General features: G+C 51.3%; 10 protein-coding genes. 9 read left to right on the plus strand and 1 reads right to left on the minus strand.

Annotation, left to right across the window (positions count from 1 at the left end):
• Positions 1–74: 74 nt before the first annotated feature.
• A complete protein-coding gene (locus ACRQV7_RS07665) occupies positions 75–2,165 on the minus strand; it encodes a sodium-translocating pyrophosphatase (RefSeq protein ID WP_444660106.1) in 2,091 nt (696 codons plus the stop codon).
• A 282-nt stretch (positions 2,166–2,447) separates the two neighbouring features.
• Here ACRQV7_RS07665 and ACRQV7_RS07670 point away from each other — a divergent pair, with 282 nt between their 5' ends.
• The 9 genes from ACRQV7_RS07670 to ACRQV7_RS07710 all read left to right on the plus strand — a co-directional run bounded on the left by ACRQV7_RS07670 (position 2,448) and on the right by ACRQV7_RS07710 (position 11,988).
• A complete protein-coding gene (locus ACRQV7_RS07670; RefSeq protein ID WP_444660108.1) occupies positions 2,448–3,326 on the plus strand; it encodes a DMT family transporter in 879 nt (292 codons plus the stop codon).
• A 193-nt stretch (positions 3,327–3,519) separates the two neighbouring features.
• Positions 3,520–4,683, plus strand: a complete 1,164-nt coding sequence (locus ACRQV7_RS07675; protein WP_444660110.1) for an alanyl-tRNA editing protein — start codon at positions 3,520–3,522, stop codon at positions 4,681–4,683.
• A 16-nt stretch (positions 4,684–4,699) separates the two neighbouring features.
• Positions 4,700–5,728, plus strand: a complete 1,029-nt coding sequence (locus ACRQV7_RS07680) for a threonine aldolase family protein (protein ID WP_444660112.1) — start codon at positions 4,700–4,702, stop codon at positions 5,726–5,728.
• A 354-nt stretch (positions 5,729–6,082) separates the two neighbouring features.
• Positions 6,083–7,273: an acetyl-CoA C-acetyltransferase gene (locus tag ACRQV7_RS07685; RefSeq protein WP_444660114.1), complete on the plus strand. Its 1,191-nt coding sequence runs from the start codon at positions 6,083–6,085 to the stop codon at positions 7,271–7,273.
• 35 nt (positions 7,274–7,308) lie between these two features.
• Positions 7,309–8,085: an enoyl-CoA hydratase-related protein gene (locus tag ACRQV7_RS07690; RefSeq protein WP_444660116.1), complete on the plus strand. Its 777-nt coding sequence runs from the start codon at positions 7,309–7,311 to the stop codon at positions 8,083–8,085.
• Between the two features lie 30 nt (positions 8,086–8,115).
• The gene (locus tag ACRQV7_RS07695; protein ID WP_444660118.1) at positions 8,116–8,955 is read left to right on the plus strand and encodes a 3-hydroxyacyl-CoA dehydrogenase NAD-binding domain-containing protein; all 840 of its coding nucleotides are present in this window, start codon (positions 8,116–8,118) and stop codon (positions 8,953–8,955) included.
• 43 nt (positions 8,956–8,998) lie between these two features.
• Entirely contained in the window at positions 8,999–10,138 is a 1,140-nt protein-coding gene (locus ACRQV7_RS07700; protein WP_444660120.1) for an acyl-CoA dehydrogenase, read from the plus strand.
• A 29-nt stretch (positions 10,139–10,167) separates the two neighbouring features.
• The gene (locus ACRQV7_RS07705; RefSeq protein ID WP_444660122.1) at positions 10,168–10,950 is read left to right on the plus strand and encodes an electron transfer flavoprotein subunit beta/FixA family protein; all 783 of its coding nucleotides are present in this window, start codon (positions 10,168–10,170) and stop codon (positions 10,948–10,950) included.
• A gap of 18 nt (positions 10,951–10,968) precedes the next feature.
• On the plus strand, positions 10,969–11,988 hold the full coding sequence (locus ACRQV7_RS07710; RefSeq protein WP_444660124.1) for an electron transfer flavoprotein subunit alpha/FixB family protein: 1,020 nt from the start codon (positions 10,969–10,971) through the stop codon (positions 11,986–11,988).
• The last annotated feature ends 133 nt before the right edge of the window (positions 11,989–12,121 follow it).

Below are 12,121 nucleotides of genomic sequence, written 5' to 3' on the forward strand. Positions count from 1 at the left end.
TTTTCTTACTGCAAAAGGGGCTCCCGGCTGTTTTCAGCCGGGAGCCCCTTTATAGGCATGCGATCAATAATTGATTAATGGAAGATGGATAAAGTCAGGAACAGAGTGGACATCAGGGAAGCAACGAGGGAAACCACGGTAATCTGCGTGTTGATCGAGGGGCCCGCGGTGTCCTTGAAAGGATCGCCAACCGTATCGCCGACTACCGCCGCCTTATGTGCGTCAGAACCCTTGCCGCCGTTGTTGCCGGACTCTATGAATTTTTTGGAATTATCCCAAAGTCCGCCGGCGTTGCTCATGAACAGCGCCAGAAGCAGACCGCTGATAATATTGCCGCCGAGGTATCCGCCGATGGCCTGGACGCCGCCGATAAATCCGACCAGCACGGTGATGATGATCGTGACAAGTCCGGCCGGAATCAATTCCTTCAAAGCGCCGAAGGTGGCAATCTCAATACATTTGTCGTATTCGGGAACAACGCCCTCTTTGCCTTCCTTCAGGCCGAGGATTTCCCGGAACTGGCGATGGATTTCGGAAACCATTCTCTGGGCGTTCCGGTCCACGCCAAGCATGAGCATTGCGGAGAATACCGCGGGGATGGAGGCGCCGATGAGCAGCCCGAAGAAAACGATGGGGTTCATGATATCGAAGCCGGAAATTCCCTCTAACCCAAGCAGCGCCGCAGAGTCATTTACCTGGCTGATAAATGCGCCGAGCAGGGCAATAACGGTTAAGCCCGCGGCGCCGATTGCAAATCCCTTTGTAACCGCTTTAACGGTATTTCCTGCGCTGTCAAGCGAATCCGTAATTTCCAGAACGTCGTCGCCCAGGTCGCCCATTTCCGCAAGTCCGCGCGCATTATCCACAATGGGCCCGTAAGCGTCGTTGGAGATAATCATGCCGACTATGGAAAGCATGCCGACCGCCGCCATCGAAATGCCGTACATGGCATATCCGGGGCCGATCGGGTCACAGAGCTTGTAGGCCGCCAGAGCGGAAATCGCAATGCCGATCATGGCGGGCAAGGTGCTGAGGAATCCGTAAGAAATACCGGACAGGATGGTAAACGCCGGACCGGTTTCGGATGCTTTGGCTACATTATGTACGGGCTTCTTCGTGTCGTCTGTAAAATAGTCGCTTGCGATCCCGATAATGACGCCGACCAGAAGGCCGACCGCGCTCGCGCCCCAAATACGCCATTGGAAGTTGAATATCCAGGTGGCGAGCGCCGTCAAAACGCCAAACAGCGCCGTCGTCACATAGGTGCTGCTGTTCAGCGCCTTTGTCGGGTTGCCGTGTTTGCCCATTCTGGCGGTCGCAACGCCAATGATCGACGCCAGCAAACCGATGGCCGCGTAGCAGAATACCGTGCTTGTGTTTACGGTCCCGCCGGACGCTTTGTCAAGAGAGGCTGCAATGACAAGCGCCGCCGCCATGGAAGCAACGTTGGAATCAAACAGGTCGGCGCCCATACCGGCAACGTCGCCCACATTGTCGCCTACATTATCCGCAATAACCGCGGGGTTCCTGGGGTCGTCTTCCGGAATGCCGAGCTCAACCTTGCCGACCAGGTCGGCGCTGATATCGGCTGTTTTTGTGAAAATACCGCCTCCGGCTTTCGCAAACAGGGCCAGAGAGCTGGCGCCGAAGCTGAAGCCAAGCAGGGCGGTCGTATTATTTGTGATCAGCATTACCAGCGTGACGCCGAGCAGGGTGCTTCCCACAACGGCCATGCCCATGACCGCGCCGCCGCGGAACCCTGACATGAAGGACGGTTTAATGCCGTTTTGCGCCGCTTCCGCTGTTTTCACATTTGCAATCGTGGCGATTCTGATACCGATAACGCCTGCGATTGCGGAAAAAACAGTGCCGAACACATACGCCAGAGCCATTACCAGATTGTCAAGAGGATTCCCTCTCCAAATTGGCGTTGGCAGAAATATAAGGATAAGGATTGCCGCAATACCGGCGAATTTCGCAAGAACCGTATACTCTTTGCTTAAAAATGTATTTGCTCCATTTCTAATCAGAGTGCCGACTTCCGCAATACGTTTGTTGGAAGACGGGCGTTTCTTGACCCATTGATACAGCCAGCCTGCGAAGAGAAAGGAGAGTGCTGAGACCACGATGGAAATCAATAGGAAAAATGTGACGGTGGATTGCATTGTACCAACTCCTTGTTAATAAAATGTTCATTTCTTTCGCATTATATCACGATGAACCATATAAATACATATTGAAACAGACGATTTTTCCATCTTAATATTGTGCATTTTGATATTTTTCATGATAAAGCCTTTTAAAGTGACAAATTGGGTATCGTAATTTTTGTCGGTTTTTATTGCAATTTTATTGCAGTTCAAGTATTATATTGTGGTGTGTGTTAGGCGCGGGGGCTTGCCCGACGCGCTGACTGAGAAAATTCAGATATTAAGAGGATATGTAGAATGGCTTCATCTTCTTCCCAAAGGCGTTCCATCGGGCTCATGGCCATCTGTGCCTGTCTGTGGAGCATTGCCGGTATTTTTATTAAATTGGTTCCGTGGAACGCAATGGTGATCGCGGGATTTCGCAGCCTGATCGCGGCAGTCGTGGTATTACTATTTATGCGTATGACCGGGCGCCGGGTCAAGCTGAATTTGTCCTCCCTTCAGAGCGGCGTCTGTATTGCGGCAACGTTTTTTGCCTTCGTTTCCTCCAATAAGATGACCACGGCCGCCAACGCCATTGTGCTGCAGTTTACCGCGCCTGTCTTCATTTTGATTATTTCCGCGCTGGTTTTCCATCAGCATTTCCACAGGGCGGATCTGATTACCGTAGTGGTAACGCTGTTCGGAATTTCCCTGTTTTTCTTTGATAAGCTTGGCGCGGGTAAGCTGATGGGCAATTGCCTTGCAATCCTCGCCGGACTGTTTATGGCGGGAATGTATGTGATTACCGGGCGTACGGATGACGATTCGCGTATGAGCGGTATTCTTTTCGGCCATCTGCTTACTGCGATGATCGGAGTTCCGATGCTTTTTATCTTTCCGACTCCCGCCTCTTCCACTGCGGTAATCAGCGTTTTGGCACTGGGAGTCATACAGCTTGGCATCCCATATATCCTGTATGGGCTTGCGGTAAAGGACTGTCCGCCGCTCGCTTGCTCGCTGGTCGGCGCGATCGAACCGCTGCTGAATCCTTTTTGGGTCTTTCTTTTTAACGGAGAGCAGCCCGGAAAATTCGCTCTTCTGGGCGGAGTCATTGTGATTGCCGCCGTAACCGGGTGGTGTGTCTGGAGAGACCGTTTTGTTTCAGTCAATTCTCAGAACTCTCTGAACGATTAAAACGATGGATTAGGATTTGTTTTGAACTTCGGAATTCATTTTGTCAGGGCCTCAGCATAAGCTGTTGGCCCTTTTTCGATTCTGTGCTATAATAACCGCAAAGGGTCATGATAACGCCGTTTTATGTCCGCTGGCTGCGCGGGGACCGGCGGGGATGGATGACTGTGAAGTTTTTAGGAAAGCTGGAAATGGAATGAATCAGGGAACGGAAAAATTATATTATCAAAATATGTATTTCAGAACCTTCCGTGCAAAGGTTCTCCGTTGTGAAAAGCGGGGAGAACATTACGGCGTTGTGCTGGACAGAACGCTGTTTTATCCGGAGGGAGGGGGACAGCCCGCGGATATCGGGGTGCTGAACACGGTCAATGTTCTGGATGTGCACGAGCAGGACGGCTGGATCGTCCATACGACGGACAGGCCGCTTCCGGCGGGCTCTGCGGTAACGGGCGGAATCAACTGGCCTCACCGGTTTGCGCTGATGCAGCAGCATTCGGGGGAACATATCGTTTCGGGAATTGTCAACCGCCTTTTCGGTCTCGACAACGTCGGTTTCCGCATGGGGTCCAAAGCGGTAACCGTCGACTTTAACGGAGAGCTCAGCCAGGATGATCTTTCGCTGGTGGAAGCCCTGGCGAACGAAGCGATTTACCGGAACGTTTCCATTGAAACGTCTTATCCCGACGCGCAGGCGCTTTCGGCGCTTTCCTACCGGAGCAAAAAAGAACTGACCGGGGAAGTGCGCATCGTTACCATCCCCGGATACGACGTCTGTGCCTGCTGCGGTACGCATGTCGCAAAAACCGGGGAGATCGGGATCATTAAGCTGATATCCGCCCAGCGTTATAAAGGAGGCACGCGTATCGGCCTCTTATGCGGTAAAAAAGCGGTGGATGATTACAATGAAAAAACAGACAGCGTCGGTGCCGTTTCGGTGCTTCTGTCCGCGAAGCCGGATAAAATAAAAGAAGCGGTGGAGCATCTGCTGGAAGAAACCAACGCTTTGAAGCAGCAGCTGACTTCCCTGAAAAATCAGATTTTTGCTTTCCAATGCGATCAGGTGCCGGAAGGGACGGAAAATATCTGTTTGTTTGAGCCGGATCTTGCACCGGCGGATCTTCGTATCTTTTGCCTGCTGCTGTGCGGCCGCTGTTCCGGCGTTGCCGCCGTCCTTTCGGGGGATGACGCTGCCGGATATCAGTATGCAGTGGGCAGCGAAAAGAAAGATGTCCGTGCGTTTGGAAAGAAACTGAATCAGGCTTTCAACGGAAGGGGCGGAGGCTCCAAAGAGCTTGTACAGGGCACCGTTCGGGGATTACAGCCGGAAATCAAATGTTTTATAGAAAACCATCATTGATGGCGGAGGAGTAAAAATGTACAGTTTTCATAATGATTACAGTGAAGGAGCCCACCCGAGGATTTTGGAGGCGCTCGAAAAAGCAAGCCGGGAGCAGAACGCCGTATACGGAAATGACCGCCACAGCCTGCACGCGGCTGAACTGATCCGGCAGCGCATTGGACGCTGCGATGTCGCGGTGCATTTTCTGGAAGGCGGGACCCAGACGAACCTGACGGCGATTTCAGCGTTTTTACGTCCTTATCAGGCCGCCGTGGCCGCCGAAACAGGGCATATCAATGTGCATGAAACCGGGGCCATAGAGGCTACGGGACATAAAGTATTGACGGTATATACGGAGGATGGAACGCTCACTCCCGAAATGGTTCGGGAGGTACTGGACGGACATACGGATGAGCATATGGTCCGCCCGAAGCTAATTTATATATCCGATTCAACCGAAATCGGAACGGTTTACACCAAGGCTTCCCTTTCCGCGTTAAGCGAATTCTGCAGAGCCAATCAGCTTTATTTGTATCTGGACGGCGCACGGCTGGCCTCGGCGCTCACCTGCAGCGAAAATGACCTGACCCTGCGGGATCTGGCCGATCTTACGGACGCGTTTTATATCGGGGGTACCAAAAACGGCGCTTTACTGGGAGAAGCGCTTGTAATCTGCAACCCGGAGCTGAAAGAAGATTTCCGCTATATGCAGAAGCAGAGGGGAGCCATTGCCGCCAAGGGGATGGTCCTGGGCGTCCAGTTTGAAGAACTGTTCCGGGATAATTTATACTTTGATCTGGCAAAGCACGCAAACGAAATGGCGGCTTTCCTTCGGAGTGAGATTGCCCGAGCGGGATTTCCATTTTTGTCTCCTTCTCCGACCAATCAGATTTTCCCGATTCTTCCGGATCCTTTGATTGAAAAGCTCAGGAAAAAGTACGGCTTTGAATTTTGGGCAAAGATCGATGCATCCGCTTCAGCGATTCGTCTGGTTACTTCCTGGGCTACGCCAAAGTCGGAAGTGGAGGCTTTTATGAAGGATTTTCTTGATTGTGTTCGGTGAATCAGAGATTTTTTTATGCTGATAAGGAGCAAAGATTGGATGTGGATTTTTGTAAATATGCAGCGATCCTGACATCATCCTTCATAATCTTAAAAGAATTCCGGCTCACAGAGCCGGTTTTTTTGGCTTTCTTATAGAATTTTACTGGTTTTTTTAATACTCCGATTCTATTTATGTAACAATTTTCGATAATTTTGTAACACTTTTTGAGATATTCATTTTAATTGTATTGCAAACCGAAGGATATTGTGATATATTTAACACATACCCGCGTTCAGTAAAATATAGCAAATTGAAGAACATGATGCTTCGCAATTGGACGAATTGCAAAAACATGAATGGAGGAAAATTTTTATGTCAAGAAAAGTTGTTTTAGCAGGGGCGTGCCGTACAGCCATCGGCAAGATGGGCGGCGCACTTTCCAACGTCCCGACCCCGACCCTCGGTACCATCGTCATTAAAGAGGCTTTGAAACGTGCAAACGTAGCACCGGAGCAGGTTGACGAAGTCATTATGGGTTGTGTGTATCAGGCCGGTCTTGGCCAGAACGTCGCCCGTCAGTCCGCTGTTTACGCAGGCATTCCGGTAACCGTTCCGGCGTTCACCCTCAACAACCTTTGCGGTTCCGCTTTGAAAACCGTCAACGTTGCCGCCGCGCTGATTGAATCCGGCGAAGCCGACATCATCGTAGCCGGCGGTATGGAAAGCATGTCCGGTGCACCGTATCTTCTGAAGAATGCCCGTTTCGGCTATCGCATGAACAACGGCGAGCTGCTCGATTCCATGATCCACGACGGTCTGGAAGATACCTTCAACCACTACCACATGGGAATCACTGCTGAAAATGTCGCGGAGCAGTATGGAATTACCCGTGAAATGCAGGACGAGTTTGCCGCGTTCAGCCAGCAGAAGTGCGAAAAGGCACAGGCGGAAGGCAAATTTGACGAAGAAATCGTTCCCGTACCGGTGAAAGTTAAAAAAGAAACCGTTCTGTTTGCAAAGGACGAAGGCCCCCGTGCGGGCGTTACAGCGGAAGGTATTTCCAAGCTGAAGCCGGCATTTAAGAAGGACGGCACCGTTACCGCCGCGAACGCTTCCGGTATCAACGACGGCGCTGCCGCCATCGTTCTGATGAGCGAAGAAAAAGCAAAAGAACTCGGCGTAAAACCGATGGCCACTTGGGTTGCCGGTGCTTCCGCCGGTGTGGATCCTTCCGTCATGGGTCTCGGCCCGATCTACAGCACCCGCAAGGTCATGGAGAAGACGGGCATGACAGTGGACGATATGGATCTGATTGAAGCAAACGAAGCGTTTGCTTCCCAGACTCTTGCCGTTGCGCACGATTTGAAATTCGACCAGTCCAAAGTCAACGTAAACGGCGGCGCTATCGCGCTGGGCCACCCGGTCGGATGTTCCGGATGCAGAATCCTTGTTACCCTTCTCTATGAAATGCAGCGCAGAAAATCCAAGTACGGCCTTGCCACACTCTGCGTAGGCGGCGGAATGGGCGTTTCCACAATCGTAAAAATGGGCGATGACGAATAATTAACTGCAGACTGCAGAAAGAAGGGTATTGACTGATGAGTTACGTAAAATACGAGCAAAAGGATTTTGTCGGGATTATTACCATTGACCGTGAAAAGGCGCTGAATGCCCTGAACAGCGAAGTCCTGACCGACCTTGAGGCTGTGCTGGACAGCGTTTCCATCGATACTACCAGATGTCTGATCATTACCGGCGCCGGACAGAAGTCCTTTGTCGCCGGCGCGGATATCGCCGAAATGAGCAGCAAAACACGGGCGGAGGCGGAAGCCTTCAGCGCAAAGGGCAACGCTGTTTTCAGAAAAATCGAAACCTTCCCGATCCCGGTGATCGCCGCGGTAAACGGGTTTGCCCTTGGCGGCGGCTGCGAGCTTTCTTTAAGCTGCGACATCCGCATCGCCGCTGAAAACGCGGTGTTTGCACAGCCCGAAGCGGGCCTCGGCATTACCGCCGGATTTGGCGGAACCCAGAGGCTTGCCCGTACCATCGGCATCGGCAAAGCCAAGGAAATGCTCTACACCTGCGGTAAGGTCAAGGCGGAGGAAGCGCTGAGGCTGGGCCTTGTCAACGCGGTTTATCCGGCGGAGCAGCTGATGGAGGAATGCCTGAAGCTTGCCGGAAGAATCGCGGGCAACGCTCCGATTGCTGTGCGTGCCACCAAAAAAGCGGTCAATGACGGGATCCAGGTCGACATCGATTCCGGAATTGCCATTGAGGCTGCTCAGTTCGGCACCTGCTTTGAAACGGAAGATCAGAAAAACGCTATGGCGGCTTTCTGTGAAAAGCGCAAACCGGATCCTTTCGTAAACAAATAATTTCTATAAATTAATTTAGGAGGAATTAAAATGAAAGTTGGTATTATTGGCGCGGGCACCATGGGTTCCGGAATTGCTCAGGCGTTTGCTCAGACCGACGGATATACGGTTAAGCTTTGCGATATTAACGAAGAGTTTGCCGCCGGCGGAAAAAAGAAAATCGCCAAGGGCTTTGAGAAGCTTGTTGCCAAAGGAAAGTTGGATCAGGCAAAAGCGGACGAAGTCCTCGCTAAAATCACAACCGGGACAAGAGAAATTGTCGCCGACTGTGACTTGGTTGTTGAAGCCGCTCTTGAAAGAATGGATCTGAAGAAGGAACTGTTCAAGGCGCTGCAGGGCATCTGCAAGCCCGATGCGATTTTTGCCACCAATACGTCTTCTCTCTCCATTACCGAAATTTCCAACGGGCTCGACAGAGCGGTTGTTGGCATGCATTTCTTTAACCCCGCTCCGGTTATGAAGCTGGTCGAAGTGATCGCCGGCATCACGACTCCGGACGAGACGGTCGAAAAAATCAAGGCTATCGCCGTTGAAATCGGTAAAACTCCTGTACAGGTCAAGGAAGCTGCCGGTTTCGTTGTCAACAGAATCCTTGTTCCCATGATCAATGAAGCGGTTGGAATCTATGCCGACGGCACCGCTTCCGCTGAAGATATCGATACGGCAATGAAGCTGGGCGCCAATCATCCGATGGGCCCGCTGGCTTTGGGCGATCTGATCGGTCTGGATGTCGTTCTTGCTGTTATGGAAGTGCTTCAGTCCGAAACGGGCGACAGCAAATACCGTCCTCACCCCTTACTCAGAAAAATGGTCCGCGGCGGATTGCTGGGCAGAAAAACCGGTAAGGGTTTTTACGATTATACAAAATAAAGATTGCTGATTGCTGCAAATTATAGATTTTGGAGGAACGAGTATGGATTTCGTACTTAGCAAGGAGCATGAGATGCTCCGTACGCTGTACAAAGAATTTGCTGAAAATGAAATAAAGCCTCTTGCCCAGGAACTGGATGAAGAAGAGCGCTTTCCTGTAGAAACAGTAGAAAAACTGCACAAATATGGTTTTTTGGGAATTCCATTCCCGAAGGAATACGGCGGCCAGGGCTGCGATACGCTTGCTTATATCATGTTCGTTGAAGAGATTGCGAAGGTTTGCGGCACGACCAGCGTGGTTGTGTCCGGACATACTTCCCTGGGCGCTTCCCCGATTTTAAAATTCGGTACTCCCGAGCAGATTGAAAAGTATTTTGTTCCGCTCGCAAAGGGTGACAAATTAGGCGCTTTCGCTCTGACAGAGCCGAACGCGGGTACTGATGCATCCATGCAACAGACGAAAGCTGTCCTGGAGGGTGACCACTATGTGCTGAACGGCAGCAAAATCTTTATCACAAATGCCGGATATGCCGATACTTATATCATCATTGCCATGACCGATAAGAGCAAGGGAACAAAGGGCATCTCCGCGTTCATCGTTGAGAAGGATTTCCCGGGCTTCAGCGTAGGCAAGAAGGAAAAGAAAATGGGTATCCGCGGTTCTTCTACCTGTGAGCTCATTTTTGAAAACTGCATTGTTCCGAAGGAAAACCTGCTCGGTAAAGAGGGCAAGGGCTTTGGAATCGCTATGAACACACTCGACGGCGGCCGTATCGGCATCGCTGCCCAAGCTCTGGGTCTTGCGGAAGGCGCTTATGAGGAAACCGTCAAGTATGTAAAGGAAAGAAAGCAGTTCGGCAAACCGATTGCAAAATTCCAGAACACACAGTTCCAGATCGCGGACATGGCAACAAAGATCAAAGCGGCCCAGATGCTTGTCTATCGCGCCGCTATGGCAAAGGATACCCAGAAGGTTTATTCAGAAGAAGCTGCAATGGCAAAGCTGTTTGCGGCTGAAGTTGCAATGGAGGTTACCACAAAAGCGGTTCAGCTTCATGGCGGTTATGGTTATACGAGAGAATATCCAGTTGAGCGCATGATGCGTGATGCCAAAATCACCGAGATTTACGAAGGTACCAGCGAAGTTCAGCGCATGGTTATTTCCTCGAACGAACTTAAATAACGATAAAAGCCCAAAAGGAGTGACAATCTTTGAATATTGTTGTTTGCATAAAACAAGTTCCAAACACCAACGAAGTGAAGCTGGACCCGGTAACCGGAACACTGATCAGAGAAGGCGTGCCCAGCATCATCAATCCCGATGATAAGGCCGGCCTGGAAGCCGCCCTTCGCCTGAAAGACGATCAGGGCGCGCATGTTACCGTTTTGTCCATGGGCCCCCCGCAGGCCGATGCCGCTCTGCGCGAAGCGCTTGCGATGGGCGCGGACGAAGCGATTCTGGTAACAGACAGGGCTTTCGGCGGCGCCGACACTCTGGCAACCTCCACTACGATCGCCGCAGCGGTCAAAACACTTCCATACGACCTGATTATCACAGGCCGTCAGGCCATCGACGGCGATACCGCGCAGGTTGGCCCCCAGATTGCCGAGCACCTCGGCATTCCGAATGTCAGCTATGCGGAGGAGATCAAAGTCGAAGGCGATTCCATTACCGTAAAACGCCAGTATGAAGACAGATATCACATTCTCAAGGTGAAAATGCCCTGCCTGATTACTGCTTTAAGCGAATTGAACCAGCCGCGCTACATGACCCCGGGCGGAATTTTTGACGCATACAGAAGCAAGGAAGTCAAAACCATTACCCGTGCGGATATTGCAGTAGATGACGCTCAGATCGGATTAAAAGGCTCACCAACCAGAGTTGCACAGACATTTACAAAGAGCTTGAAGGCGGCGGGTCAGCTTGTAAACCTTGACCCACAGGAGTCGGCTGAGTATATGCTCGAGAAACTCAGAGAAAAATTCATTATATAGTTGAAAGTGGTGAGCAGTATGGATATTCAAGAATATAAAGGCATATTTATTTTCGTACAGCAGGTCGACAACAAAATAGCCGGCGTTTCTTTTGAGCTTCTTGGAAAAGCCAGGGAACTTGCGAAAGATATGGAAACAGAAGTGACCGCTGTTCTGCTTGGTTACAACGTATCCGGCCTTTGCAAAGAGCTGGCCAGACATGGCGCCGATAAGATTATCATGGTCGACAACAAGGCGCTCGAGGTTTATGCCACAGAGCCTTATGCACACAGCATGTATCATGTCATTGAAAAATACAAACCTGCAGTTGTCCTTTACGGCGCAACCGCAATCGGCCGTGACCTGGCTCCGCGCGTATCCGCCAGAGTAAAGACCGGCCTGACCGCCGACTGCACAAAGCTCGAAATCGCGGACGACGGCTCCAAGAACCTGAGAATGACCCGTCCCGCATTCGGCGGAAACATCATGGCGACGATCCTTTGCCCGGATCACCGTCCGCAGATGGCAACCGTGCGTCCCGGCGTTATGCAGAAGATCAAGCCGATCGAAGGCGCACAAGTTCCGGTCGAAAAGTATGATCTTGAAATCGGCGCGGATCATCAGAATGTAGAGATCGTTGATATCATCAAGAAGGTATCCAATAAAATGGATATCCAGGACGCAAAAATCCTCGTTTCCGGCGGCCGCGGCATGGGCTGTCCCGAGAATTTTACCCTGCTCAAGGATTTGGCCGACGCGATCGGCGGCACTGTTAGCTCCTCCAGAGCGTGTGTTGACGCCGGTTGGGTTGAAAAGGACATTCAGGTCGGTCAGACAGGGAAGACGGTCCGCCCGAACCTTTACATTGCCTGCGGTATTTCCGGCGCTATCCAGCATCTTGCCGGTATGGAAGAGTCCGACGTGATTATTGCAATCAACAAGGACGAAACCGCTCCGATCTTTGAAGTAGCCGACTACGGCATTGTCGGAGATGTCACCAAAATCCTGCCTTTGTTTACGGAAGAGGTCAAAAAGGCAATGGCTGCCCGCAACGCGTAATTTCAACGCGTGATTTCGCACTGCTAAAGTCAGGACTCCGTGGATATCCACGGAGTCTTTTCTATGTAAGAATTGAGGGAGTTCCCCGGTAAAGCCGGGGAACTCCCTCATCATTCTATTCAGGCGAATGGGA

The sequence above is a fragment of the Caproiciproducens lactatisolvens genome (genome assembly GCF_052443335.1).
Taxonomy (GTDB): Bacteria; Bacillota; Clostridia; order Oscillospirales; family Acutalibacteraceae; genus Caproiciproducens.